Source organism: Arthrobacter sp. RIT-PI-e, from assembly GCF_001187915.1.
Classification (GTDB): domain Bacteria; phylum Actinomycetota; class Actinomycetes; order Actinomycetales; family Micrococcaceae; genus Arthrobacter_D.
The window spans coordinates 86717-113250 of record NZ_LGIU01000045.1 but is presented as its reverse complement, the minus strand read 5'-3'; the positions used below and the strand labels follow the sequence as shown (position 1 = coordinate 113250).

The window sequence follows — 26534 nt, the reverse complement described above, 5'->3', positions numbered from 1 at the left end:
CGCTGCGTCCGGAACCGTCCTACCCGAGCCCCTCGTGCAGGCGCCGCCGGTGCGGGTCAGCATCCGTCCTCCCGTGGGGCAGGGCCTGCCGCGGCCGGTGGCGGCGCGTCTGCGCGGCAGCACCGGCGGGCCCGTGTCCCGCCGACCGGGTGAGAGCACCGAGCTGCGGACCGTCCCCCCGCGCCAGCAGGGTGACCGGGTGCCGCGGATCGACTGGCGTGCCACGGCCCGCCGTTCCACCGACCAGGACCGGCCCATGGGGCGCCGCAGTTTCGCCGAGGCCGAAGCCACCGTGTACCTCGTCCTCGACACGGCACACGATCTGCCGAAAGGCCCCCTGGCCTGGTTCACGGCCCGGCCCCCCGGCCCCCGTCCGAGCTCGCTCCATCGCGCGCGGACCGCCGCAGCAGTGATCGCCTCCTCCTATCTCGGCGGGGGTGACCGCGGGGGCCCCGACGGGCTCTCGGGCTCGCGCCGGGCCCTGCGCTCGGCCGCCGGGCCCCGCCCCCGCGCCCAGCCCCGGGCACGGCTCGCGGCCCCCGGCGTGAGTCCGCGCCGTCCGCGCCGCCGGGACCCGGTACCCCCGCCGGGCTCCTTCGTGGTGCTCCTCTCCGCCTTCCTTGACGACGAACCCGGACGCCTGCTGCGGCTCTGGCACGCCCAGGGCCACCTCGTGGCAGGGGTGGACTGCGCATCCGGGGTACAGCGGACGGAGACCACGCGTGCGCAGACCTCCGCCGTGCGGCTGACGCTCCTGCGACGAGGAGCGCGTCTCGAAGCCCTGCGGAAGTCCGGCATTCCGGTGTTCGCGGCGACCCCGGCCGGGGAGGCTGCACCTCCAGGCGGACCTGGCCCGGACGGACCTGGCTCGAACGGTACGACGGCGCCCGGAGCCCGCGACCTGGAGACCGGCCTCCGGGTCCTGTCCCGGCAACGGCGGCGCGCCGCCGGCGGGAGGAGGTCATGAGATCCCGCTCCGCCCGGCGCATGGACGGAGCGCCTCCCGTCCCGGACCGGGGCGGACTCGTGCCGCTCCTGGTGATCCGCGTGCTCACCGTCCTCGTCGCCGTCGTGCTCGGGGCCCTGGTCTGGGAGGGCTCCGCCTGGATCCTGGTGCCCGTGGTCCTCGCGAGCGCAGCCGCGGTGCTCCCCTCGATCGGCCTGGTGGCCCTGTCCCTGCTGCTCCTGGTGGTCTCATACGCCGTGAACGTGCCGCCGGGCCCCGTGCTCCTGGGGTTCCTGGCCGGGATCCACGCCCTCTTCGTGCTGTACCTCCTGCTGCTGCCCCTCCCCTTGCACGGGTGGATCAGCCACACGGCCCTGCGGGAGATCGCGCTGTCCTACCTGAGGATCCAGGCCCTGGCGCAGCCCGTGGCGATCGTGTCGCTCCTGCTCGGCGGCATGCCGCCCAGCCTTCCCCTGGTGCTCGCCGGAGTGGGTGCGTTCTCCGCCTGGGCGCTGTGGACCGTGCTGGGGAGCAGCGGGAGGGGCCCGCGAGGGAAGGCTCACCCCCGAGCGAACGGGCGCCGTCCGCCGGGTGCGAGCAACTAGACTGGCGAGCAACTATGGCACTGACAATCTCCTACCCCGCGGACCTTCCCGTCTCGGAACGCTGCGCGGACATCATGGCCGCCATCGCCGCCAACCAGGTCACCATCATCGCCGGCGAGACCGGCTCCGGGAAGACCACCCAGATCCCCAAGATGTGCCTCGAGCTGGGCCTCGCCGAGCATGGGCTGATCGGCCACACCCAGCCCCGGCGGCTCGCGGCGCGGACCGTCGCCGAGCGCATCGCCGAGGAGCTGCAGGTGCCCCTGGGTGAGGAGGTGGGCTACCAGGTCCGCTTCACCGGGTCGGTGGGCCGGAGGACGAAAATCAAGCTGATGACGGACGGCATCCTGCTGGCCGAGATCCAGCACGACCGCATGCTGCGCAAGTACAGCACCATCATCATCGACGAGGCGCACGAGCGCAGCCTCAACATCGACTTCATCCTCGGCTACCTGCGGCGGATCCTGCCCGAGCGGCCGGACCTCAAGGTGATCATCACCTCCGCCACCATCGACCCCGAGCGCTTCGCCGCCCACTTCGCCGCGGACGCCGCGGTGGCGGACACCTCGCCCGCGCCGATCATCGAGGTCTCCGGCCGCACCTACCCGGTGGAGATCCGGTACCGGCCGCTGGACCAGCCGCCGGGAGGCACGGACGACAGCGCCGACGACGACGGCGAGCTCGAGGAGGAGCGCGACCCGCTCGACGCCGTCTGCGACGCCGTGGACGAGCTCTCGCTCGAGGCACCCGGGGACATCCTCGTGTTCTTCTCCGGCGAGCGCGAGATCCGCGACGCCGCCGACGCCCTCCGCGCCCGCATCCAGGCCACCACACGGTTGCGCGGCACCGAGGTGCTGCCCCTGTTCGCCCGGCTCTCCCTGGAGGAGCAGCACCGCGTCTTTCGCCCCACGGGCAGTCACCGGCGGATCGTCCTGGCCACCAACGTCGCCGAGACCTCGCTGACCGTGCCGGGCATCAAGTACGTGATCGACACCGGGACGGCGCGCATCTCGCGCTACTCCCACCGCACCAAGGTGCAGCGCCTGCCCATCGAGCGGGTGTCCCAGGCGTCGGCGAACCAGCGCTCCGGGCGCAGCGGTCGCGTCTCGGACGGCATCGCCATCCGCCTCTACTCCGAGGAGGACTTCGAGGCCCGGCGCCCCTTCACGGAACCGGAGATCCTGCGCACCAGCCTCGCCTCCGTGATCCTGCAGATGACGGCCATGGGGGTGACACGCGGGCCGAAGGACATCGCGGACTTCCCGTTCGTGGAACCGCCGGAGTCCCGGGCCGTCACCGACGGCGTGGCCCTGCTGCGCGAGCTCGGTGCGCTGAAGGACGACGGCGGGCTCTCCCCCGTGGGGCGCAAGCTCGCCCAGCTCCCGGTGGACCCGAGGCTCGGGCGCATGATCGTGGAGGCCGGTGCCCGCGGCGCCGTCAAGGAGGTCATGGTGCTCGCCGCGGCCCTGACCATCCAGGACCCCCGCGAGCGGCCGTCCGCGGACCAGCCCGCCAAGCAGCAGCAGGCCGCCGAGAAGCACAAGCGGTTCGTGGACGAGAACTCCGACTTCACCGCCTACCTGAACCTGTGGCGGTACCTGCAGGAGAAGCAGGACGAGCTCTCCTCCACCCAGTTCCGGAAGCTCTGCCGCACGGAGTTCATCAACTACCTGCGCGTGCGGGAGTGGCAGGACCTCTTCCAGCAGCTGCGGCCGCTCGCCAAACCGCTGGGCATCACGCTGCCGGCGGGACCCGTGGACCCCGTGGGCCTGCACGAGCAGGTCCACGTCAGCCTCCTCGCCGGGCTGCTGGGCAACATCGGGCTCTACGACCAGCGCAAGCGCGAGTACGCCGGCGCGCGCGGCACGCGCTTCGCCGTCTTCCCCGGGTCCGCCCTGTTCAAGAAGTCACCCGACTGGGTGATGTCCGCCGAATTGGTGGAGACCTCGCGGCTCTGGGCGCGCGTGGTCGCGCGCATCGACCCGCTGTGGGCGGAGCAGGTGGCACCGCACCTCGTGAAGCGCTCCTACAGCGAGCCGCACTGGTCCCGGAAGATGGGCTCGGTGATGGCGTACGAGAAGGTCACCCTCTACGGGGTGCCGATCGTCGCGCAGCGCCGGATCAACTACGGGCGGATCGACCGCGAGGTGGCGCGCGAGCTGTTCATCCGGCACGCCCTCGTGGAGGGGGACTGGAAGACGCACCACACCTTCTTCAGCCGCAATCAGGCCCGCCTGGCCGAGGTGGAGGAGCTCGAGAACCGGTTGCGCCGCCGGGACCTCCGGGTGGACGACGAGACCCTGTTCGAGTTCTACGACCGGCGGATCGGCCCCGACGTCGTCTCGGAACGGCACTTCGACTCCTGGTGGAAGAAGGCCCGCCACGAGGCTCCCGACCTCCTGGACTTCGACCCGGAGCAGCTCCTCAGCCAGGACGCCGCGGAGCTGGACGAGGCCTCCTTCCCGAGCGTGTGGCACCAGGCGGGCTTCGAGCTGCCCCTGGCCTACGAGTTCTCCCCGCTGACGCCGGGGGCGCACGACGGCGTCACGGTGACCATCCCCGTCCTGTTCCTCAACCAGCTCGAGGCCAAGCCCTTCCGCTGGCAGATCCCGGGTCAGCGCGCGGAACTCGTCACGGCGCTCATCAAGTCCCTGCCCAAGCAGGTGCGCAAGAACTTCGTGCCGGCCCCCGACGTCGCCCGGACCGCCGTCGCCGCGCTCGCCGCGGACTTCGACCCCGCCGTGGACGATCTCGAGACGTCCCTGGAGCTCGCCCTCCGGCGCCTGCGCGGGCACATCGTCCCGCCCGGTTCCTGGAGCTGGTCCGCTGTGCCGGCGCACCTGCTTATGATGTTCCGGATCGTCGACGCCGAGGGACGCGTGCTCGACGAGTCCCGCGACCTCGACGCGCTCAAGGAGTCCCTGGCGCCGGCGGTCAGCCGCGCCATCGCCCAGTCCCTCGGCGCCAGCCCGGCCAGTACGCGGCCGGGGACCAGCCCGGGACGCGGGACGAAGGGCGGGGGCGGGAAGCGCGGCACCGGCCCTGCAGGACGCGATGACGCCCACAGCACCTCGGCGGGCGGGGGGCGGGGTGTCCCCCCCGCCGCCGGCGCCCCGGATCCGGGCAGGGCGGGGTCGCCGCCGCGGCGCCCGCCGTCGCCGAACGCACGGGTGAGACGAGCTGGGTGTTCGGCGCGATCGAGCGGGAGGTGTCCCGCACCGTCGCCGGGCACCGCGTCACCGGGTTCCCCGCACTCGTGGACGAGGGCACCTCGGTGGGGCTGAAGGTGTACCCCACCCCGGGTGAGCAGGCCGCGGTGATGCGGGCCGGGATCATCCGGCTGCTGTCCCTGCGCGTGCCCAGCCCCGCGAAGTACGTGCTGGAGCACCTCAGCAACACCGAGAAGCTCACCTTCAGCCAGAACCCCCACGGCAGCGTGGCCGAGCTGATCCGTGACTGCTCGATCGCGGCGATCGACAAGCTGGTCCCCGAGGAGCTGCCCGGGACGCAGGATGCCTTCGACCGCCTGTACGAGGAGGTGCGGGCCGAGCTGATCGACACCGTCTTCACGGTCACCGCGACGGTGGAGAAGATCCTCGCCAGCACGCGCCGCATCCAGAAGCAGCTCAAGGGCACCACGAGCCTCGCACTGATCACCGGGCTCAACGACGTCCGCAGTCAGCTGGAGCACCTGGTGTACCCGGGGTTCGTCGCGGCCACCGGGTACGCGCAGCTGGCGCACCTGCCCCGGTACCTCCGTGGCATCGAGGTGCGCCTCGAGAAGCTGCCCACGAACGTGCAGCGCGACGGCCTCGGCGTGGCGGTGGTGCAGCGGCTGGAGGACGAGTACGACGACGCCGTGGCGTCCCTCGCCGCCGGTCGGCACCGCCCCGCGGCGCTGGGCCGGGTGCGCTGGATGATCGAGGAGCTGCGGATCAGCCTCTTCGCCCAGGACCTCGGCACCGCCTACTCGGTGTCCGAGAAGCGGGTGCGGACGGCCCTGAACGAGGCGCTCGCGGCGACCCGCTGACGCTGCTCAGTCCGCAGCGTCCTGGTCCGGGACGTAGGCGCCGTGGCCGGCGTCGCGCAGCGCGGAGCGCAGGCTCTCGGCCGCGGCGTCCATGGCCTCCGGGTCCGGGTCGGCGTCCACGCGGTGGAGGTCGAAGTCCGCGGGCGACTGCGTGGGCCAGACGTGCACGTGGAGGTGGGGCACCTCGTAGCCCTCCAGGAGCACGCCGACGCGCTCGGCGCCGAAGGCCTGCTCCTGCGCCCGGCCGATGGTCTGGGCCACTCCCATCACCCGGGTGAGGGTGTCGGTATCCGCCTCCAGCCAGTGCTCGATCTCCCGCCGGGGCACCACGAGGGTGTGACCCGGTGTGATGGGGGCGATGGTGAGGAACGCGACGACGTCGTCGTCCTGCCACACGAAGCGGCCGGGGATCTCCCCGTCGATGATCCTGGTGAAGAGCGTGGGCACGGAGCGTCCTCCTGGGGTGTCGGGATCCTGTCCGCCGTCCGTCACGTCAGCGGGCAGGGGGACGGGTCCGCGCAGCGGCGGGGGTACGGGGCGGCCTGGGGTCATGGCTCGACGCTACCGCGCCCGGCTGTCCCCGGGCCAGCATCGGGTGGACGTCCCGGCCCCTGCCCGGTCGTACCGACCCACCCGGCCGGCCGCGCCCGATCCCTGGCCGGCCGGACCGATCGCGCACCGACACCGGAGAACCGTGGTCGGTGCGCGAGCAGGCGCGGACGTCGGGGCCGGGAGGGCCCGGTCAGGAACCCGTGGCGACGGGCAGGCCCTCGGTGGTGGACCACTGCGACCACGAGCCCGGATACAGCGCGGCGCGGACACCCGCGATCTCGAGCGCGGCGATCTCGTGGGCGGCGGTGATCCCCGACCCGCAGTAGACGGCCACGGGCCCCTGATCGGCTCCGAGGTCCGCGAACCGGCGCCGTAGTTCCTCGGCGCTCCGGAACCGGGAGTCCGCGCCGAGGTTCTCCGTGGTCGGTGCGCTCAGCGCGCCCGGGATGTGCCCCGCCCTCGGGTCGACGGGCTCGTTCTCACCGCGGAACCGCTCCCCCGCCCTGGCATCGAGCACGGTGCCCTCCACCGGCGCGCGCAGGTCCTCGAACGAGACCACGGGCATGTGCCCGGAGGACAGCACCACGGTGCCGGTGGCGTTCCGCGCCTGCCCGCCCTCGACGTCGGACCCGGCCGCCCGCCACGCGGCGAGCCCTCCGTCCAGCAGGTGCACCGACTCGAACCCCGCATCCCGCAGCAGCCACCAGAGGCGTGCGGCCGCGAGATTGCCGGAGTCGTCGTACGCCACCACGGTGTCGCCGTCGTCGATCCCCCAGCGGCGTGCCGCCTCCTGCAGCGCACCCGGGGCCGGGAGGGGATGCCGCCCCGATCCCGGAGCGCCGGGTGCGCACAGCTCGCGCTCGAGGTCCACGAACACGGCGCCCGGGAGGTGGGCTGCGAGGTAGTGGTCGTGGCCGTGGGGATCACCCAGGGCCCAGCGCACGTCCAGCAGCACGGTGCGCAGCCCGGCGTCCCTGCGCTCCTGCAGCTCGCGGACTTCCAGCAGGGTCTTCATGAGCCTCCTGACGGCGAGGGGTGCCGGGCACGGGCATCCGCATCCGGTTCTTGTCGCCGTCAGTCCACCACATCCCGGTCCGCGCGGCCAAGGAGGACCGCGCCCGCGGCACACCCGGGTACGTCGGCAGCTTGTAGGCTGGCGCGATGCCCAGGTTCCCCACCCACGACAGGTCGTGGTCCGACGACGCCGTGCGCCGCATCGAGGCGGACGGCAACCGGTCCGCCGACACCCACCTCTTCGCCGTCCCGCTGCCGGAGCGCTGGGGTGTGCAGGTGTACCTGAAGGACGAGTCCACGCACCGCACCGGCAGTCTCAAGCACCGGCTCGCGCGCTCGCTGTTCCTGTTCGGCCTGGTGAACGGCTGGATCACCGAGGGGACCACGATCGTGGAGGCCTCCAGCGGGTCGACGGCGGTGTCCGAGGCGTACTTCGCGCAGCTGCTCGGGCTCCCCTTCGTCGCGGTGATGACCGCCACCACGAGTCCGGAGAAGATCGCCCTGATCGAGCGCTACGGCGGCACCTGCCGGTTCGTGGCGCACGCGTCGGAGGTCTACGCGGAGGCCGAGGAGGTGGCGCGCCGCACCCGCGGCCACTACATGGACCAGTTCACGTACGCCGAGCGCGCCACGGACTGGCGGGGCAACAACAACATCGCCGAGTCGATCTTCGAGCAGCTGGCCCTGGAACCGCACCCCGTGCCGGACTGGATCGTGGTGGGAGCGGGCACCGGGGGCACCAGCGCCACGATCGGCCGTTACCTCCGGTACAACCGGCACCCCACGCGGCTGGCCGTCGTGGACCCGGAGAACTCCGCGTTCTACCCGGCGTGGGCGGACCCGGGCGCACCCGCCGTCGGGGCACCCTCGCGGATCGAGGGCATCGGCAGACCGCGCCCCGAACCGAGCTTCGTGCCGTCGGTGATCGATACCATGATCCGGGTGCCCGACGCCGCCTCCGTCGCCGCGTCCCGCCACCTGCGCACCCTCACCGGGTTGCACGCCGGACCCTCCACGGGAACCAATCTCTGGGGCGTCTGGCAGCTCGTGGCCGATCTCGTGGCCGAGGGCCGGTCCGGCAGCATCGTGTCCCTGATGTGCGACTCCGGCGAGCGCTACGCCGCCACGTACGACGACGACGCCTGGCTGGCCCGCCACGGTCTGGACCCCTGCGGGCCCACGGACACGCTCGAGGCCTTCTTCTCCACGGGCCGGTGGCCGCTCGATCCCTGACACGCCTGCCACCATCCATCACATGGCGGCGACGACGGCATCAGATCTCGGCGGCCTCCCGGACGGCCAGGTGCCGGAACCCCGAGCCGTACCGAGCCCCGAGGCGCGTGAGGTGGCCCTCCACCATGCCCAGCCCCGTCTCGTTCAGCAAGGCGTCATGGATCTGGAAGACCTGCGGCGCCCGGACGGACACCACGAAGTCCACCACCTCCGCCAGCTTCGACCACGGGGCGTGCACGGGGACCAGCAGGGTGCCGACCTCCATGGCCTCGGGGACGATCAGCGAGTCCCCCGGGTGGTAGAGCGTGTCCTCGATCAGGAACCCGACATTGGCCACCAGCGGGATCAGCGGGTGGATGAGGGCGTGCTGGCCCCCGACGGTCCGCACGCGGAAGCCTGCTGCGGTGAACTCCTCGCCGCCCGCAACGGCGTGGATGCGCTCCCCGGCGGCAGCCCCGAGCCGCTCGGTCAGGGTTGCGGCGACCCCGTGCGGCGCCCACACCCCGAGGGACTCGCGCTCGACGAGCGCGTCCACCACCCGGTCGACGTCGAGGTGGTCCGCGTGCTCGTGCGTCACGAGAACGGCCGACGCACCCTCGAGCGCCTCGTCCACCTCGGAGAACATGCCCGGGTCGAGCACCAGCACCGAACCGTCGAGCTCGAGCCGGATGCAGGAATGGGAGAACTTGGTGAGCAGCATGCGCCCACCCTACCCAGGTCGGCGCTGATAATCTGGACCGTGGCCCAGGCCCCCAGAAGCCCGCGGAAGGGGTAGAGCATGACACCCGAGGGAACGCCCTCCACTCCTACGAGCACCTCGCCGGCGACACCTCCGGGCACGGGGTCCGAGCCGGTGCAGGCTCCCCGCAAGGGGTCCGAGCAACGGGTCACCCGTCAACGTCGGGCGGTCGGCGCAGCACTGGACGGATCGGTGGACTTCGTCAGCACCCAGGAGCTCCACCGCACGATGCACGACCGCGGTGAGCAGGTCTCGCTCGCCACCACCTACCGGATCCTGCAGTCCATGGCGGACGACGGACTCGTGGACGTCCTGCGCAACGGGGACAACGAGGCCGTGTACCGCCGCTGCGCGGTGGAACACCACCACCACCACCTCCTGTGCCGCAACTGCGGGCATGCCGTGGAGGTGGAGGCACCCGCCGTGGAGCAGTGGGCCGCACGCATCGCAGCGGAGCACGGGTTCAGCGACGCCACCCACACGGTCGAGATCCACGGACTCTGCCCGCGCTGCACGGAGTCCGCGGCACGGGACCGAGCACGGTCACGGACGGAACAGGTCACGGGCCCCTGATCCCGCGTACTGACGATCCCGCCGCCCTCCATTACGCTGGAGCGGTGACGTCCACCGACACTCCGGCACCCTTCGCCTCCGGCCCGGAACCGACTCCCGCCGGGCACGGGCCCGCGACCGGTTCCCCGGCCGAGGCCCTGGTGGACGCCGTGCGCCGCTACCGCAACGCCGAGACGGCCATGCGCGGCAGGAGCCGGGACTCGATGCACCTGGGCCGGACCGACATGGCCGCCCTGCGCTTCCTGTTCCGCGCCCGGCAGACCGGCCGGCCCCTGAACGCCGCCGAACTCGCACGCAGCCTGGAGATCTCCACGGCGGCCACCACGGTGCTCATCGATCGGCTGGTCGGCAGCGGGCACGCCGAGCGCCACCGCAGCGCCACCGATGGCCGGGCCATCGAGATCCGTCCCACGGCCTCCTCCGACTCGGAGGTGCGCTCCACCATGGGGGTGCTGCACGAGCGGATGATGGAGGTCGCCGGTGCCCTGTCAGCCGGGGAGAGGCGGGTGGTCCACGCGTTCCTCGTGGGTCTCGGAATCGCACTGTCGGATCTCGACGTCCCGGACACGGCCCTCGAAGGAGTCTGACCGGACGCACACGCGATGGCAGGTGTCACTCCCTCATGCGGACGGGCTTACCTAGAGAGATTGACTACTAGATGGTCTAGGCTGTGCATATGGAATCTTCGGGTGCACGACAAGGAGCGGGGTACTGGTACCCCGCATCCCCTGAGAGCACACCTGAACAGGTGGTCAGTGGCGTGGACGTACTCAACGCCCTCCGTGCGTACCGCACCGTCGAGAACGGCATTCGGCGAAGCCTCAGCCAGCGGCTCAACATCAACGAGACCGATCTGAGCGCCCTCCGTTTCATGCTGGCCGTGTGGCAGCGTGACCAGAGCGCCAGCCCTAAGGAGCTCGCCCTGGCGCTGGGTATCTCCAGCGCATCGACCACCCTCGTGATCGACCGCCTCGAGCGGGTCGGCTTCGTCCGGCGCCGCAGGCATCCTGTGGACCGCCGGGCCGTGATCCTGGAACCGGGCGAGAGGGCCACCGAGGAGTTCCGCTCGGCCTTCGACGTCGAACGGCGCGGCGTCCTCGCCGCCGCGGACTCCCTCAGCAGCGAGGAGACCGAGACCGTCACCCGCTTCCTCCGGAGCATGGAGCAGGCCATCGTCGACGCCGTCGCGGAGCCCGAGCCGACGCGCGAGGCCCGCTGACCACCTCGCGGTACCGGGCGCCGGGCAACGTCAGGCCTGCTGCAGCTCGGCCCGGTTCCTCCTCGCCGTCCTCCGTGAACCGATTCCACGGCAGATGACGTAGATCGCGAAGGAGATGGTGGTCACGTAGGGGCTGATCGGGATCCGACCGCCCAGTGCCAGCAGGATCCCACCCAGCACCGCGGTGCACGCGAAGACCACACTGAGCGTTACCACCAGCGCGGGCGAGGATGTCACCCGCAGGGCCGCCGCGGCCGGGGTGATCAGCAGCGCGAGGACGAGCAGTGCACCCACCACCTGGATGGACAGGGCCACGGCGACGCCGAGCAGCACCATGAAGAGGATCGACAGTCCCCGCACGGGCACACCGCGGGCCTCGGCGAGTTCGGCGTCCACGCTGGCGAAGGTCAGGGGCCGCCAGATGACGACCAGGGCCAGCATGACCAGGACGGCGCAGCCCACCAGGAGATTCAGCTGCACGCTGTCCACGGAGACGATCTGCCCGGTCAGGAGCCCGAACTTGTTGGCCGCGCGCCCCTGGTAGAGCGCGAGGAAGAGGATCCCGAGTCCCAGGCCGAAGGGCATCACCACCCCGATCACCGAGTTCCGGTCCCGCGCGCGGATGCCCATCACCCCCAGCAGCAGGGCGGCGAGGACCGAGCCCACGAGTGATCCGGCCACCACGTTCGCGCCGACCAGCAGGGCGAAGGCCGCGCCCGCGAAGGAGAGCTCGGCGATCCCGTGCACCGCGAAGGCGAGATCGCGCATCATCACGAAGGTGCCGATCAGGCCGCCGAGCACTCCCAGCACCGCACCGGCGATCAGCGAGTTCCGTACCAGCGGCAGGAGCTGGGCGTAGTTGTCGAAGGTGAAGACGGCGCTGACGATCTCCTGGAAGTCCACGGTGCTACCTGTCCTCGTGGTGGTGCGTGGTGGCGTCGGGCAGCCCCACCACCACGATCCGCCCGTTGGTGTGCATGACCTCGACCGGACTGCCGTAGAGCTCGGAGAGCACCTCACCGGTCATGACGTCGTGCGGCGTACCGATGCGGAACTTGCCGTCGGCGAGATAGAGCACCCGGTCCACGTAGTCGATCACGGGGTTGATCTCGTGCGTCACGAACACCACCGCACTGTTGCGCTCATGGCACTGCCGATCGATGAGTGCGCTCACGGCCTGCTGGTGGTGGAGGTCCAGCGACAGCAGGGGTTCGTCGCACAGGAGCACCGCCGGATCGGTGGCCAGAGCCTGGGCTGCACGGAGCCGCTGCTGCTCACCGCCGGAGAGGAGCCCTACGGGCGCGTGGGCGTAGGGCTCCGCGCCCACGTCCCGCAGGAGGGCGTCCACCCGCTCCGCGTGGCCGCGCGAACGGAACCGCGGACCCCAGCGGTGGCCGTCGACACCGAGACCCACCAGGTCGCGTGCGCGCAGCGGGGTCTCGGGCGGGAACGACTTCTGCTGCGGGATGTACCCCAGCTGCGGACTCCCGCGGCGGATGGGCCGGCCCCCGACGGTGGCCGTTCCGGCGTCGAGCTGCTGGAGGCCGAGGAGCACCCTCAGCAGGCTCGTCTTTCCGGATCCGTTGGGGCCGAGTACGGCGAAGAACTCACCCGGCCGGATGTCGAGGTCGAGACCGTCCCACAACGTGCGTCGGCCGAAGGAGAGCGCCGCCCCGCGCAGACTGATCACCGGTCCGTCCGCCGGTCGCCGCGGGGTCGTGGCCTCGCCAGTGGTGGTCGGGGACATGCGGTGCGGGTCCAGTCTGTAGAGGGGGTGGGATACGGCGGAGCGGTCAGGAGCCGAGCACGTCCACGATACTGTCCGTGTTGGCGGTCATCCAGGACACGAAGTCCTCGCCGTCGGGCAGTGTCTCGGTGAAGTCGACCACCTGCAGCCCGGCGTCCTCCGCCTCCGAGCGCACCACCTCCGTCTGGGGACTCTCGGTCTGCTCGTTGTACGCGAGGAACGCGGCCGTACCGCCGGAGACGAGTTCCTTCATCTCCTCGAGCACCGCGACGGGGACGTCACGCTCCTCCTCGACCGCCCTGCTGTAGTCCTCGGGGGTCCCGTTCTCCAGCCCGGCGGCCTCGATCAGGTAGAGGGGTACGGGCTCGGTGACGGCGACCATCTGACCTGAGTGCTCGGTCGCCAGCCCGTCCAGCCGGTCCAGGAGGGGCTGGAGGTCCTCCGCGAAGGCGTCCGCCCGGTCCTGGTACGCGTTCGCGTTGGCGTCGTCGAGGCGCCCGAGCTCCTGTGCGAGGGTGTTCGCGAAGGAGATCATCACCGGCAGGTTGTACCAGACGTGCTCGTTGAAGTCACCGTGCCCGTGGTCGTCGGCGTCGCCGTCGTGCTCTTCGTCGTCGTGCTCTTCGTCGTCCGCGTGGCCGTCACCCTCGCCCTGCAGGCCCGAGAGGTCCACCACGTTCAGTACCGTCGCGGCGTCCGCGTCCTCGATCAGCTGCTCGAGGAAGGGATCGTAGCCGCCCCCGTTCTGGATGACGACGTCCGCCTCGGAGACCGTGAGCCTGTCCTGGACGGTGGCCTCGTAGGAGTGGGGATCCTGCCCGAGGCCGTTGATGATGGCACTCACCTCGACGTCGTCCCCGCCCACCGCGGACGCTATGTCGCCGTACACGTCGGTGGAGGCGACGATCCTCAGTGGGCCGCCACCCGCCGTCTCCGGCCCCGACGCACCCTGTCCGTCCCCACCGCCGCAGGCGCCGAGCGCGAGCGCGGAGACGGTGATGAGTGCGGGAACGCCGAGACGGCGGGGGAAGGACATGGGAACCTCGATCAAGCGAATGAGAACGGTTTACGTTAGTCCCCCCAGACTAACGCAGACCACGCCCTCCGGCGTCCACGCGCGTGGAGCCTCCCGCCGGGTGCGACGTCGGTTCCGTCTCGCTGCTCGCCTCACCCGACCGCCGCGCCCCACGGTTCTGGGTCGCATCACGGATCTCCCCGATCAGCTGCTCGATCACGTCCTCGAGGAAGAGGACGCCGCGTGTGGTGCCGTCCGGGCCGAGCACGCGGGCCAGGTGCGAGCCCGTACGCTGCATGACCGTGAGGGCGTCCTCGATCTCCTCGGTGAGGGGGAGGTTGGCGAGCGTGCGCACCTTGTTCTCGGTGATCGGCCGGCGGTACATGACCTGCGGCATGGACATGATGTCCTTGAGGTGCATGTAGCCGGTGAGGTTGCCCGCCTCGTCCACCATCACGAAGCGGGAGAACCCGGTACGGCCCACGGCCCGTTCGAAGTCCTCGGGCGTGGAGTCCGTCCGTACCGTCACCAGTTCCTCGAGCGGCACCATGATGGTCTCCGCCGTCTGACCCGAGAACTCGAGGGCTCCCGTGATCAGACCTGACTCGTCCACCACGAGCCCGCTCTTGGTGGACTCCTCGACGATCGACTGCACCTCCTCGAGCGTGTACGTGGAGGACACCTCGTCCTTCGGCTCCACGTTCATCGCGCGCAGGATGTGGTTCGCCGACCAGTTCAGCGTCGAGATGATCGGGTTCACCACGCGGGCGATCATGACGAGCGGTGGGGCGAGGAGCAGCGCGGCCTTGTCGGCGACGGACACCGAGATGTTCTTCGGGACCATCTCGCCGAACGTCACGTGGAGGAAGGTCACGACCAGCAGGGCGATCGCGAACGCGATGCCGCCGGCCAGTGCCTCGGGTACACCGAGCGCCTCGATGGGCACCACCAGCAGGTGGTGGATCGCGGGTTCGGCAACCTGGAGGATGAGCAGGGAGCACACCGTGATGCCCAGCTGGGCGCAGGCGAGCATCAGCGAGACGTGCTCCATGGCCCACAGCGTCGTCCTGGCGCGCTTGGAACCGGCCTCGGCCAGCGGTTCGATCTGGCTGCGCCGGGCGGACATGACCGCGAACTCCGAGCCCACGAAGAAGGCGTTGCCCAGCAGGAGGATGACGAGCCAGAGAATGCCTGCCCAGTCGCTCATCGGTGGTCCTTCTCTGTCAGGGTGGTGCCGGGACGGTCCGGGCGTGATGCCGCGGGACCGGCGGAGCTCCGGGACACCGGCTGGTGCTCGGGCACCACGGCGTCCAGCGGCCCCTCCCCGGTCTCCTCGGTGGGAGCGGGGCGGAAGTGCAGCCGGTCGATCCGGCGTCCGTCCATGCGCTCCACGGTGATGGTGCCGGCCGGGATCCCCACGCGGTCACCGGGCTCCGTGACGCGACCGAGCTCGGCCATGATGAATCCGGCCACGGTCTCGTAGCCCGCCTCGTCCGGTACCACGAGGCCGGGGATCTGCATGGTGACCTCGTCGGGCCTCATGAGACCGGAGAAGTACCAGTCCCCCGCCGCGCTCTGCAGCACACCGGGCTGGAGCTTGTCGTGCGCGCCGGCCACCCCGCCCCCGCTCCCCTCCCCGAGGTCCTCGAGGGTGGCGACACCCGCCGTTCCCCCGTACTCGTCGAGCACGACGGCGAGCTGCAGGTTGGCCTCGCGGAGCTCGCTCAGCAGGCTGTCGAGGTGCACCGTCTCCGGCACACGCAGGACGTCGGTCATGATGGTGCCGGCGGGGAGCTCCGCGCGCTTGTGACGGGGCACGGCCACCGCCTTCTTGACGTGCACCACACCGCGGATGTCATCGGCGGAGTCGCCGATGAGGGGGAAACGCGAGTACCCGGTGCGCCGCGCGAGCTCCACGACGTCCGCCACGGTCTGCTCCGAGTCGACCACCTCCATCCGGATACGGGGCGTCATGACGTCCGCCGCGGTCTGCTCCGAGAAGTTGAAGGTGCGGGCCAGGAAGTTCGCGGTGCCCTGGTCGAGCGTCCCCATCTCGGCGGACCGCCGCACCAGCGAGGAGAGCTCCGACGGCGTCCTCGCACCCGAGATCTCCTCCTTGGCCTCGAGGCCGAAGATGTTCAGCACCCGGTTGGAGAAACCGTTGAGCACGATGATCGCGGGCTTGAACACACCGGTGAAGACGAGCTGCGGCCGCGCAAGGGCCCTGCCCACCTTGAACGGAAGGGAGATCGAGAGGTTCTTCGGGACCAGCTCCCCGATGAGCATGGAGAGCAGCGTCGCGAGTGCCATCGCCACGATCAGCGAGGTGGAGGCGACGAGCGCCTCGGAGAGTCCCAGTGCGCCGAGCGGGGTCTCGAGCAGCCGCCCCACGGACGGCTCCATGACGTACCCGGTCAGCAGGGTGGTGAGGGTGATGCCCAGCTGGCAGCTCGAGAGCTGGGTGGACAGCGACTTCAGACACCGCAGCAGGGGCTCGGCCTTCGTGTCGCCCTCGTCGATCGCCCGCTGGACGTAGGTCTGGTCGAGGGCCACGAGCGCGAACTCCACCGCCACGAAGAAGCCGGTACCGAGGATCAGCAGCAGCCCGGCACCGAGATAGATCCATTCCACCGCTACACCCCTTCCTCGGCCGTGCCGGTCGAGGAGTGCAGCGGTCCGCGTCTGAGAGGGTCCGCGAGGTCCGTGGCGAGGTTCACTGCCGGGGAGTCCGCTCCGGCGTCGGCCGGATGTCCGGCCCCGGGATCAGGCAGTGGATGGGCAAGAGGAGAGGGTGCGCCGGCCATGAGCCGGCCCCTAGAAGGACTGTCCATAAGAAGGCCAGTGTAGCGGCTCACCGGAGGCACGCGGCATACATCTCATCACTCGTGGAAAGGCCTCTTCCCACCGGTCGCCGCGCCGCCCCTAGCCATCATCGGACCGGATCGGCAGAACAGGAAAGGCCGACGGCGAGCCGACCCGGTGGTGATGTGTGTCCTCCCGGCCGGACGTCACCAGCTCTGCTGGAGCGGGCGCCCTTCCTCGTACCCCGCGGCGGACTGCAGACCCACCAGTGCCCGTTCCCGGAACTCGGCGAGGGAGGCGGCTCCCGCGTAGGTCATGGAGCTGCGCACGCCCGCCGTGATCATGTCGAGCAGGTCCTCCACACCGGGGCGGGCCGGGTCGAGGTACATCTTCGAGGTGGAGATGCCCTCCTCGAAGAGTCCCTTGCGGGCGCGTGCGAAGACGTCGTCGCGCCGGGTCCGGTTCTGCACCGCGCGGGCGGAGGCCATCCCGAAGCTCTCCTTGTACCGGCGTCCGCCGCTGTCGGTCTGCAGGTCCCCCGGGCTCTCGTAGGTGCCGGCGAACCAGGACCCGATCATGACCTGGCTCGCTCCGGCCGCGAGGGCCAGGGCGACGTCGCGCGGGTACCGCACACCGCCGTCGGCCCAGACGTGGGCCCCGAGCTCGGCAGCGGCCTCCGCGCACTCGAGGACGGCCGAGAACTGGGGGCGTCCCACCGCCGTCATCATGCGGGTGGTGCACATGGCCCCCGGGCCCACGCCCACCTTGACGATGTCCGCGCCGGCGGCCACGAGGTCCCGCACGCCGTCGGCGCTGACCACGTTGCCGGCCACCACGGGCACCTGGGGGTCCAGGCCGCGCACGACGGCGAGCGCATCCAGCATCTTGCGCTGGTGGCCGTGCGCGGTGTCCACCACGAGGACGTCCACGCCCGCGTCCAGCAGCGCCGACGCCTTCGCACCCACGTCCCCGTTGATGCCCACGGCGGCGGCCACGCGGAGCCGCCCGGCGGCATCGAGCGCGGGGTCGTAGATGGTGGAGCGGAGCGCACCCTTGCGGGTGATCACACCCTGCAGGATCCCCTCGCGCACCACCGGCGCCAAGGAGCTCCGGGCGTCGTCGAGGTCCTCGAAGGCCTTCTGGAGTGCGGCGGCGGGATCGGTCTCGAACAGGGCGGCCTCGAGCGGGGCCGGGGCCGGGCGCATCACCGACTCGAGCGAGGCGAACCGGTCCACACTCTCGCAGTCGGCGGCGTTGACCAGGCCCACGCAGCGATCGGCGTCGTCGACGATCAGCACCGCCCCGTGCGCCCGCTTGTGCACCAGGTGCAGGGCGTCGATCACGGTGTGGCCCGGCTGCAGCTTGAGGGGCGTCTCGAAGACGGGGTGACGGCCCTTGACCCACGAGGTCACCTCGGCGATCACCTCGACCGGCACGTCCTGCGGAAGCACGGCGATCCCGCCGCGCCGCGCCATGGTCTCCACCATGCGCCGCCCGGTCACGGCCGTCATGTTGGCCACCACCAGCGGGATGCTGGTGCCCGTGCCGTCGTCGGAGGAGAGGTCGACGTCGAACCGGGACACGACCTCGGAGGACGAGGGGACGAGGAACACGTCCGAGTAGGTGAGATCGGTGGTGGGCTGATTGATGAAGCGCATTTCTCTCCCTGGTTCGAGTGCCGCGAGGAGTCTAGTGCGTCCCGTGATCCCGCAGCGATTCAGGCTCTCCGGACGCCACTCCGAGAGGCCCGCTGATTGGATTGTTCGTAACGGGAGTCACTACACTTGGAGCGGGTCCAGGCTCGGCCGACGCCGATGTGCCGACCGCTCAGCGCTCAGGGTTACTACGGAAGAGGCGTATACACGTGCCAGAACAGACCAGCCACCGTCTACCTGAAGAGTTCGGCGGGAACGAGTGGCTCGTTGACGAACTGTACGAGCAGTTCCGGAAGGACCGCCACTCGGTGGACAGGAAGTGGTGGGACCTCTTCGACTCCTTCGCGGCGGAGGACGGCGGATCCACCACGGGTAACGGCGCCGCAGGGACCGATCCACGCCCCGCCGTAGCCCCGGAGGGCTCCGCGGCCCCCGGCAGCGCACCGGCGAAGGATGCCCATCCCAGCACCGAGCAGCTCCCCGTGGTGAAGACGGAGGCGCCCGCCCCCAAGGCCTCCGGCGAGTCCCCCGCGGCGACGCAGCAGAGCGGCAAGCCGCCCGTGGCGAAGGAACCGGCGAAGAAGCCGGAGACCGCGCGCGAGGACAAGCCCGCCGGCAAGCCCATCCCGGCACAGCTGCCGGCGTCCGACCGCAACGCGGAGATGGAGGAGAACAAGGTCAGCGTGCTGCGCGGACCGGCGAAGGCCATCTCCACGAACATGGAAGCCAGCCTGGGCGTCCCCACCGCCACGAGCGTCCGGGCCATCCCCGCGAAGCTGCTGATCGACAACCGCGTGGTGATCAACAGCAACCTCGCACGGGCCCGCGGCGGCAAGGTCTCCTTCACGCACCTCATCGGGTACGCGATCATCCGGGCCCTGGCACAGTTCCCCTCCCAGAACGTCTACTACGACGTCGTGGACGGCAAGCCCTCGGCGGTGCAGCCCGCGCACGTGAACTTCGGCCTGGCCATCGACATGCCCAAGCCGGACGGCACGCGCTCGCTCGTGGTGCCCAACATCAAGAAGGCCGAGACCATGAACTTCTCGGAGTTCTGGCAGGCGTACGAGAACCTCGTGAAGAAGGCGCGCGCCGGGAAGCTCGGGGCCGACGACTACGCGGGCACCACGGTGTCCCTGACCAACCCCGGCGGCATCGGCACCGTCCACTCCGTGCCGCGCCTGTCCAAGGGCCAGGCGTGCATCATCGGCGCGGGTGCGCTCGAGTACCCGGCCGAGTTCCAGGGCTCGAGCGAGAAGACCCTGGCCAAGCACGCCATCAGCAAGACCATCACGCTGACCTCCACGTACGACCACCGGGTCATCCAGGGTGCGGGCAGCGGCGAGTTCCTCAGGATCATCCACCAGCTGCTGCTCGGTGAGCAGGGTTTCTACGACGAGATCTTCGAGTCCCTGCGGATCCCCTACGAGCCGGTGCGCTGGAGTGCCGACATCCAGGTGGACCCGATGGACCAGATCAACAAGGTGGCCCGGATCCAGCAGCTCATCCACGCCTACCGCGTGCGTGGTCACCTCATGGCGGACACCAACCCGCTGGAGTACGTGCAGCGCAAGCACGCGGACCTGGACATCCGCACCCACGGCCTCACGCTGTGGGACCTGGACCGCGAGTGGCCCACCGGCGGGTTCGGCGGGCAGCCGATGCTCAAGTTCCGGGACATGCTCGGCGTGCTCCGGGACGCCTACTGCCGCACCACCGGCATCGAGTACATGCACCTGCAGGACCCGGTGGAACGCCAGTGGTTCCAGGACGAGCTCGAGCACCCCTACCGCAAGCCGAGCCGTGAGGAGCAGCTGCGCATCCTGCACAAGCTGAACTCGGCGGAGGCCTTCGAGACGTTCCTGCAGACCAAGTTCGTGGGGCAGAAGCGGTTCTCCCTCGAGGGCGGTGAGTCCCTGATCCCGCTGCTCGACGCCGTCATCTCCGGTGCCGCCGACGACGGCCTGGACGAGGTGGCCATCGGCATGGCCCACCGCGGGCGCCTCAACGTGCTGACCAATATCGCCGGGAAGACCTACGCGCAGGTGTTCCGCGAGTTCGAGGGCACCCAGGACCCCCGCTCCGTCCAGGGCTCCGGCGACGTCAAGTACCACCTGGGCACCGAGGGCACCTTCACCTCCGACGCCGGCAACGAGACGAAGGTCTACCTCGCCGCGAACCCATCCCATCTGGAGGCGGTGGACCCCGTCCTCGAGGGCATCGTCCGCGCCAAGCAGGACCTGCTGGACCAGGGCGACACCTTCCCGGTGCTGCCGATCCTCATCCACGGCGACGCCGCGTTCGCAGGTCAGGGCGTGGTGGCGGAGACGCTGAACCTCTCGCAGCTGCGCGGGTACCGCACCGGTGGCACCATCCACGTGATCGTGAACAACCAGGTGGGCTTCACCACGAGCCCCACGTCCTCGCGCTCCTCCGTCTACTCCACCGACGTCGCCAAGATGGTGCAGGCGCCCATCTTCCACGTCAACGGTGACGACCCCGAGGCCGTGGTACGCGTGGCGCAGCTTGCGTACCAGTTCCGCCAGCGGTTCAACAAGGACGTCGTCATCGACATGGTCTGCTACCGGCGTCGCGGCCACAACGAGGGCGACGACCCCTCGATGACCCAGCCGATGATGTACAACCTCATCGAGGCCAAGCGCTCGGTGCGCAAGCTCTACAACGAGGCGCTGATCGGCCGCGGTGACATCACGCAGGAGGAGGCCGAGCAGGCCCTGCGCGACTACCAGGAGCGGCTGGAGCGGGTCTTCGCCGAGACCCACGCTGCCCAGACCTCGCCGATCCCGGTGGTCTCCAAGGACCCGCAGGCCGTCTCGGACCTCGAGCGGCCCTACGCGCAGCAGTCCGACGGCGGGGAGAGCGGCAACCCTGCCACCGCCATCAGCGTGGACACCCTCGCACGCATCGGGGCAGCCCACACCGCCGTCCCCGAGGGCTTCACGGTGCACCCGAAGCTGAAGGCGCTGCTCGAGAAGCGCGAGCAGATGTCCCGCGAGGGCGGGATCGACTGGGGGTTCGGGGAGATCGCGGCCTTCGGTTCGCTCCTTCTGGAGGGCGTGCCGGTCCGCCTGGCGGGCCAGGACTCCCGACGCGGCACCTTCGTGCAGCGCCATGCCGTGTTCCACGACCGCGCAACGGGCAACGAATGGCTCCCGCTCGACGACCTCGGCGAGGACCAGGCGAAGTTCTGGGTCTACGACTCCCTGCTGAGCGAGTACGCCGCCATGGGCTTCGAGTACGGCTATTCCGTGGAGCGACCTGATGCGCTGGTGATCTGGGAGGCGCAGTTCGGCGACTTCGTCAACGGCGCGCAGACCATCATCGACGAGTTCATCAGTTCCGCGGAGCAGAAGTGGGGGCAGCGCTCCTCCCTGGTGCTCATGCTCCCCCACGGCTACGAGGGGCAGGGGCCCGACCACTCGTCGGCGCGCATCGAGCGCTTCCTGCAGATGTGCGCGGAGCAGAACATGGTGGTGGCGAACCCCAGCAATGCGGCCTCACACTTCCACCTCCTCCGGCAGCACGCCTACAAGCGCCCGCGGAAGCCGCTGATCATCTTCACGCCCAAGCAGCTCCTCCGGCTCAAGGCCGCGGCGAGCTCGGTGGAGGACTTCACGCAGGGCAGCTTCCAGCCGGTCATCCCGGACACCCTGGAGACCGCGGGGAAGGACGTGAAGCGCGTCGTCCTGGTCTCCGGCCGCCTGTACTACGATCTGCTCGCCTCGCGCCAGAAGCAGGACGACGGCACCACCGCCATCGTCAGGGTGGAGCAGCTCTACCCGCTGCCGGTGGACGAGATCAAGGCGCAGCTCGCCGCCTACCCCGACGCGGAGATCGTCTGGGCGCAGGACGAACCGGCGAACCAGGGGCCGTGGCCCTTCATCGGGCTGAACCTGCCGCAGGAGCTCGACCGCCCGGTGCGTCTGGCCTCCCGCCCGGCGTCGGCGTCCACCGCCACCGGTTCCGCGAAGAACCACGCGGTGGAGCAGGAACTGCTGCTCAAGAACGCCTTCGGTCGGCAGTAGCGGGTCATCAGTATGATGTTGGGTGGGGTCCAGGCCCCACCCGACGGCTTTAACGGCTTCCGCCCTTCCAGGGCACGGGAGCGCGCGGCGGCGACATTCATCGATCAGCACACCGAGGGACCAGTGGAACAACGCAGAATCCGGCTAGCAGCAGTGGGCGACGAACTCCTCGCGGGGCTCGGTGATCACCGGGCCCTGGGCTGGCTGGGACGCGTCATGGCCCGCACCCGGCCCGAGAACGCCTCGGTGCAGACCTTCGCCCTCCCGGCCCCGGACGAGGGCACGGAGGACCTCGCGAACCGCTGGCTGCAGGAGGCCGGACGCCGCTTCGGCGAGGGGTTCGAGAACCGCCTGGTGATCGGGCTCTCGGACCGCGACCTCGACCTCGAGCTGTCCACCGCCCGCAGCCGGCTGAATCTCGCCAACATCCTAGACGGCGCCTCGCACATGAGCGTGAAGGTGCTCGTGGTGGGCCCCCCTCCGGGTCTCGACGCCGAGCGCAACCGCCGGCTCGCCGATCTCTCGGCGGCGTTCGGGGACGTCACGACGCGCCGCAAGCACGTGTTCGTGGACACCTTCACACCGCTCCTGGCCCATGAGCAGTGGCGTCATGACCTGGCCGCGAACGGCGGGACGCCGGGTCAGGCCGGCTACGGCCTGATGGCATGGCTGGTGCTGCATCGGGGCTGGTTCCAGTGGCTCGAGCTGCCGGCGCCAGAGTAGCCGATCCTCTCCTCAGAACATCCCGTGGACACGCCGTCCGCGGGATGTTCCTTTTGATGCCGAGTCCTTATATTTCCTCCACGTAACAGTTGGGTTATTCCTGGTTCACTGAGTGTCCGGAGGCAACGATCATTCGGTAAACTGTCGGCATGTGATCCGGCTCACTTACCGGATCGCGTCTTGAGGGACCTCTTGCACCCCTCGCGCCCAGCACAGTTAGGACTATCGAATGCGTAACAAGCGCACCATCTCGCTCGCAGCCCTCTCCATCGGGGCCCTCATGCTGAGCGCCTGCGGTTCCGCGGGCGGAACGGCCAACGACTCGCCCTCCGAGGACGCCGGTGAGAACCTGGCCACCACCATCAACATCGCCATCAGCCAGGCGCCCTCCGGTTACAACGGCAACACGTCGAGCACCAACTCCGTGTACAACACGTACATCGACAACCTCACCTCGAGCGGATTCGCCGCCTTCGCGGCGAACGGCAACCTGGAGCCCAACGAGGACTTCGGCAGCTACGAGAAGATCAGTGACGATCCCCTGACCATCCGCTACACCATCAACGACGATGCCGTGTGGTCCGACGGCGTGCCGATCGACTACGACGACGTACTGCTCACCTGGGCCGCCATGTCCGGCACCCACCCGATCGAGGACGACGCCGATCTCTTCCAGGCCTCCTCCACCAACGGCTTCGCCTCCATGGAGATGATCGAGGGCGAGCCCGGCGACAAGGAGTTCGAGGCGGTCTTCACCGAGCCCTACGCAGACTGGGAAGCACTGTTCACCACGGGCACCTTCCTGCCCGCGCACATCGCCGCCGAGCAGGGCGGACTGTCGACGGACGACAACGGCGCGGCCCTCGTGGACGCCATCAAGAACGACGACCGCGACGCCCTCACACCGGTGGCCGAGTTCTGGAACTCGGGATGGAACTACCAGGTGGACCTGCCGAGCCTGCCGGACACCGCGCTGCTGCCCACCTCCGGCCCGTACAGCTACGTCAACGCCGTCAACGGGACCCTCACGCTGCAGAAGAACGAGCAGTACTGGGGCGAGGACCGCGCAGGCCAGACGGACACCATCGTGTTCAAGACCATCGTCGACGAGGAATCCGTGCAGGCGCTGCAGAACGGCGACGTGGACATCATCGAGCCCTCCAGCCCCACGGTGGACACCAAGGCCGCTCTGGAGCAGATCGGCGAGACGGTCACGGTGGACACCGGGCAGTCGCTCACGTTCTCCCACGTGGACCTCGACCAGCGCCCTGGCGCCGTCTTCGAGGACCTGCGCGTCCGCCAGGCCTTTGCGGCCTGCATGCCCCGCGCGGACATGGTGGACAAGTTCGTGACCCCGGTGGACCCGGAGGGGACGGTCATGAACCTGCACGAGTACCAGCCCGCACAGGAGGACTACCAGACCGTGCTCGACGGCGCTCCCGCGGCCCAGGGTGACGGTGTCGCCGACATCGAGCGGGCCCGCGAACTGCTGGAGGAGGCCGGGAAGACCGAGCCGGTCCGCGTCTCGATGATGCATGCCTCCACCAGCCAGCTGCGCGCCGACCAGGTGGCCCTGGTCAAGGATTCCTGCGATCAGGCCGGCTTCGAGATCATGCCCCAGCCCGAGGCCGAGTGGAGCGCCAAGCTCTCCCAGCCCGGGTCCTGGGACGCCGTGGTGTTCGGATGGGCCGGTTCCGGCCTCGTGGCCTCCGGCCAGTCGATCTACATCTCCACCGGTGAGCAGAACTACGGTGGGTACACCGACTCCGAGGTGGACAGCCTGTGGGACGAGATCGTGACGACCACGGACGCCGAGCAGGTCATCCCGCTGAAGACCGATCTCGAGCAGCGCCTCGCCGAGACCCAGTACAACGTGGTGCTCTACGCGAACCCGAACATCGCCGGGTACTCCTCGAAGCTCGAGGGCGTGGAACTGAACCCGACGCAGACCGGCATCACCTGGAACGCCTACAGCTGGACGAAGCAGAACTGACCGCAGTCCCCTGATCACGCATGAGGACGGGCAGGCCCTCGGGCCTGCCCGTCCTTGCGCCCGTCACAGCGTTCACCTGTACTGCTTCCTAGGAGCTCCCCGTGTTTCACTTCATCGCCAAGCGGACGATCATCTCGATCTTCATCCTGTTCGCAGCGACCACCCTGATGTACTTCCTCACCATCTTCTCGGGTGACCCGTTCGAGGACCTCGGTGAGACCAGCGGACCGGAGCGGGCCGCCACCATCGCCGCCCGCACCGCCGCCATGAACCTGGATGTCGCCCCGATCCCCCGCTACTTCCTCTGGCTCCAGGAGGTGGGTGGGTGCCTGATCCCCGGCGGCGACCCCTGCACCCTCGGCACCGACCGCACCGGTGCCGCCGTGCTCCCGCAGCTGCAGAACGCCATGGGTTCCACCCTGCGCCTCGTGGTGGTCGCCACGGTCCTCGCCCTGGTGCTCGGTGTGATCGTCGGGATCGTGACCGCGATCCGCCAGTACACCACCTTCGACTACTCGATCACGTTCATCTCCTTCGTCCTGTTCTCGCTGCCCCTGTTCTGGCTCTCCACGCTGCTCAAGCAGTACCTGGCCATCGACCTGAACACCTGGCTCGCCGATCCACAGGCCTCGTACCTGACGATCGCCCTGATCGGGGTGGTCGCCGGCGTGATCTGGGCGCTCGTGATCGGCGGGGACCGCCGACGTCGTGCACTGGTCTTCGGCACCACGGCCGTGGCCACCGCCGTGATGCTGTACCTCCTGCTGGTGACCAACTGGTTCGTGGATCCCGGCTTCGGGGTGGTCGGCATGCTCGTCTCCTCCGCGGGTGTGGCCGTGCTGTGGACGGCGCTGCTGGCCGGTTTCCGCCGTCGCCGGATCCTGTACGCCGCCCTCGCCGCCGGCGGGGTCGGCTTCCTCGCCTACCTGATCTCCGTCCCCCTCCTCGCCGATCCGCACTGGGCGGGCGTGGTGGCACTGCTGGCCGGTACCGTCGTGGTGGCCTACCTCGTCGCAGGTCTCATCGGTGGTCCCTTCCGTGCGCAGGCCGCGAGGATCGGCGCCGTGATCGCCGTGTCCATCGGCCTCCTGCTCGTGGTGGACCGCCTCCTGCAGGCGTACCCGACGCTGTCCGCGAAGTCCGGGGGCAGGCCCATCCCCACCACCGGGTCCGAGACCGCGAATCTCACCGGGACGTTCTGGGAGATCAACCTCGACTACGCCCTGCACCTGATCCTGCCGACCATCGCGCTCACCCTGATCTCCTTCGCCACCTACACCCGGTACACGAGGGCCAGTCAGCTCGACGTCATGAACCAGGACTACATCCGCACCGCCCGGGCCAAGGGCCTCAGCGAACGCACCGTCCTCGTGAAGCACGCCTTCCGCAACGCGATGATCCCCATCACCACCCTGATGGCCTTCGACTTCGCGGGCGTCCTCAGCGGCGCCGTCATCACCGAGACCGTCTTCGGGTGGAACGGGCTGGGCAACATGTTCGTCACCGGGATCAACAACGTGGACCCCGGTCCGGTCATGGCGTTCTTCCTGGTGGCCGGCACCGCCGCGGTGCTGTTCAACATGCTGGCGGACATCGCCTACGCCTTCCTCGACCCGCGCATCACCCTGAGCTAGGACATCCC

At 69.9% G+C, this 26534-nt stretch carries 20 protein-coding genes and 1 pseudogene; 12 read left to right on the top strand and 9 right to left on the bottom strand.

The window, feature by feature from the left end; translation table 11 throughout:
* The 4 genes and pseudogenes from AC792_RS05815 to AC792_RS17505 form a co-directional block, all read left to right on the top strand.
* Positions 1-967, top strand: a pseudogene (locus tag AC792_RS05815) (DUF58 domain-containing protein); the annotation flags it as partial.
* A complete protein-coding gene (locus AC792_RS05810) occupies positions 964-1551 on the top strand; it encodes a hypothetical protein (RefSeq protein WP_049829618.1) in 588 nt (195 codons plus the stop codon). The pseudogene AC792_RS05815 and the gene AC792_RS05810, both read left to right, overlap by 4 nt.
* Positions 1552-1565: 14 nt before the next feature.
* Entirely contained in the window at positions 1566-4835 is a 3270-nt protein-coding gene (gene hrpA, locus AC792_RS05805) for an ATP-dependent RNA helicase HrpA (RefSeq protein WP_200903375.1), read from the top strand.
* Entirely contained in the window at positions 4736-5581 is an 846-nt protein-coding gene (locus AC792_RS17505) for a DUF3418 domain-containing protein (protein ID WP_200903374.1), read from the top strand. Before hrpA ends, AC792_RS17505 begins: the two co-directional genes overlap by 100 nt.
* Positions 5582-5587: 6 nt before the next feature.
* Here AC792_RS17505 and AC792_RS05800 read toward each other — a convergent pair whose 3' ends face one another.
* Positions 5588-6028: an HIT family protein gene (locus AC792_RS05800; protein WP_049829617.1), complete on the bottom strand. Its 441-nt coding sequence runs from the start codon at positions 6026-6028 to the stop codon at positions 5588-5590.
* Between the two features lie 295 nt (positions 6029-6323).
* On the bottom strand, positions 6324-7148 hold the full coding sequence (locus AC792_RS05795; protein WP_049829616.1) for a sulfurtransferase: 825 nt from the start codon (positions 7146-7148) through the stop codon (positions 6324-6326).
* A gap of 146 nt (positions 7149-7294) precedes the next feature.
* Between AC792_RS05795 and AC792_RS05790 the strand changes: the two genes are divergently transcribed.
* Positions 7295-8380: a PLP-dependent cysteine synthase family protein gene (locus AC792_RS05790; protein ID WP_049829615.1), complete on the top strand. Its 1086-nt coding sequence runs from the start codon at positions 7295-7297 to the stop codon at positions 8378-8380.
* Between the two features lie 40 nt (positions 8381-8420).
* Here the strand turns inward: AC792_RS05790 and AC792_RS05785 are convergent, their stop codons facing one another.
* Entirely contained in the window at positions 8421-9080 is a 660-nt protein-coding gene (locus AC792_RS05785; protein ID WP_049829614.1) for an MBL fold metallo-hydrolase, read from the bottom strand.
* Positions 9081-9158: 78 nt separating this feature from the next.
* On the opposite strand from AC792_RS05785, the gene AC792_RS05780 reads away from it, so the two are divergent.
* The 3 genes from AC792_RS05780 (at position 9159) to AC792_RS05770 (ending at position 10911) form a co-directional block, all read left to right on the top strand.
* Positions 9159-9692, top strand: a complete 534-nt coding sequence (locus tag AC792_RS05780; RefSeq protein WP_049829613.1) for a Fur family transcriptional regulator — start codon at positions 9159-9161, stop codon at positions 9690-9692.
* A 44-nt stretch (positions 9693-9736) separates the two neighbouring features.
* Positions 9737-10279: a MarR family winged helix-turn-helix transcriptional regulator gene (locus AC792_RS05775; protein ID WP_049829612.1), complete on the top strand. Its 543-nt coding sequence runs from the start codon at positions 9737-9739 to the stop codon at positions 10277-10279.
* Between the two features lie 89 nt (positions 10280-10368).
* Complete coding sequence (locus AC792_RS05770; RefSeq protein WP_082177503.1) at positions 10369-10911, top strand: MarR family winged helix-turn-helix transcriptional regulator; 543 nt, start codon at positions 10369-10371, stop codon at positions 10909-10911.
* A 30-nt stretch (positions 10912-10941) separates the two neighbouring features.
* On the opposite strand, the gene AC792_RS05765 is transcribed toward AC792_RS05770, so the two are convergent.
* The 6 genes from AC792_RS05765 to AC792_RS05740 all read right to left on the bottom strand — a co-directional run bounded on the left by AC792_RS05765 (position 10942) and on the right by AC792_RS05740 (position 18133).
* A complete protein-coding gene (locus AC792_RS05765) occupies positions 10942-11814 on the bottom strand; it encodes a metal ABC transporter permease (RefSeq protein WP_049829610.1) in 873 nt (290 codons plus the stop codon).
* A gap of 4 nt (positions 11815-11818) precedes the next feature.
* Entirely contained in the window at positions 11819-12658 is an 840-nt protein-coding gene (locus AC792_RS05760; RefSeq protein WP_200903373.1) for a metal ABC transporter ATP-binding protein, read from the bottom strand.
* A gap of 46 nt (positions 12659-12704) precedes the next feature.
* A complete protein-coding gene (locus tag AC792_RS05755) occupies positions 12705-13694 on the bottom strand; it encodes a metal ABC transporter solute-binding protein, Zn/Mn family (protein ID WP_049829609.1) in 990 nt (329 codons plus the stop codon).
* Positions 13695-13743: 49 nt separating this feature from the next.
* Positions 13744-14880, bottom strand: a complete 1137-nt coding sequence (locus tag AC792_RS05750; RefSeq protein WP_082177502.1) for a hemolysin family protein — start codon at positions 14878-14880, stop codon at positions 13744-13746.
* On the bottom strand, positions 14877-16304 hold the full coding sequence (locus AC792_RS05745; protein ID WP_082177501.1) for a hemolysin family protein: 1428 nt from the start codon (positions 16302-16304) through the stop codon (positions 14877-14879). Before AC792_RS05745 ends, AC792_RS05750 begins: the two co-directional genes overlap by 4 nt.
* Before the next feature lie 377 nt (positions 16305-16681).
* Complete coding sequence (locus AC792_RS05740) at positions 16682-18133, bottom strand: GuaB1 family IMP dehydrogenase-related protein (RefSeq protein WP_049829608.1); 1452 nt, start codon at positions 18131-18133, stop codon at positions 16682-16684.
* A gap of 206 nt (positions 18134-18339) precedes the next feature.
* Here AC792_RS05740 and AC792_RS05735 point away from each other — a divergent pair, with 206 nt between their 5' ends.
* The 4 genes from AC792_RS05735 to AC792_RS05720 all read left to right on the top strand — a co-directional run bounded on the left by AC792_RS05735 (position 18340) and on the right by AC792_RS05720 (position 26526).
* Entirely contained in the window at positions 18340-22176 is a 3837-nt protein-coding gene (locus AC792_RS05735; protein ID WP_049829607.1) for a multifunctional oxoglutarate decarboxylase/oxoglutarate dehydrogenase thiamine pyrophosphate-binding subunit/dihydrolipoyllysine-residue succinyltransferase subunit, read from the top strand.
* A gap of 123 nt (positions 22177-22299) precedes the next feature.
* The gene (locus AC792_RS05730; RefSeq protein ID WP_082177500.1) at positions 22300-22899 is read left to right on the top strand and encodes a GDSL-type esterase/lipase family protein; all 600 of its coding nucleotides are present in this window, start codon (positions 22300-22302) and stop codon (positions 22897-22899) included.
* Positions 22900-23128: 229 nt separating this feature from the next.
* Positions 23129-24892 (top strand): ABC transporter family substrate-binding protein, encoded by a 1764-nt coding sequence (locus AC792_RS05725; protein WP_049829606.1) that lies wholly within the window; start codon positions 23129-23131, stop codon positions 24890-24892.
* Positions 24893-24993: 101 nt separating this feature from the next.
* Positions 24994-26526 (top strand): ABC transporter permease, encoded by a 1533-nt coding sequence (locus AC792_RS05720; protein WP_049829605.1) that lies wholly within the window; start codon positions 24994-24996, stop codon positions 26524-26526.
* The last annotated feature ends 8 nt before the right edge of the window (positions 26527-26534 follow it).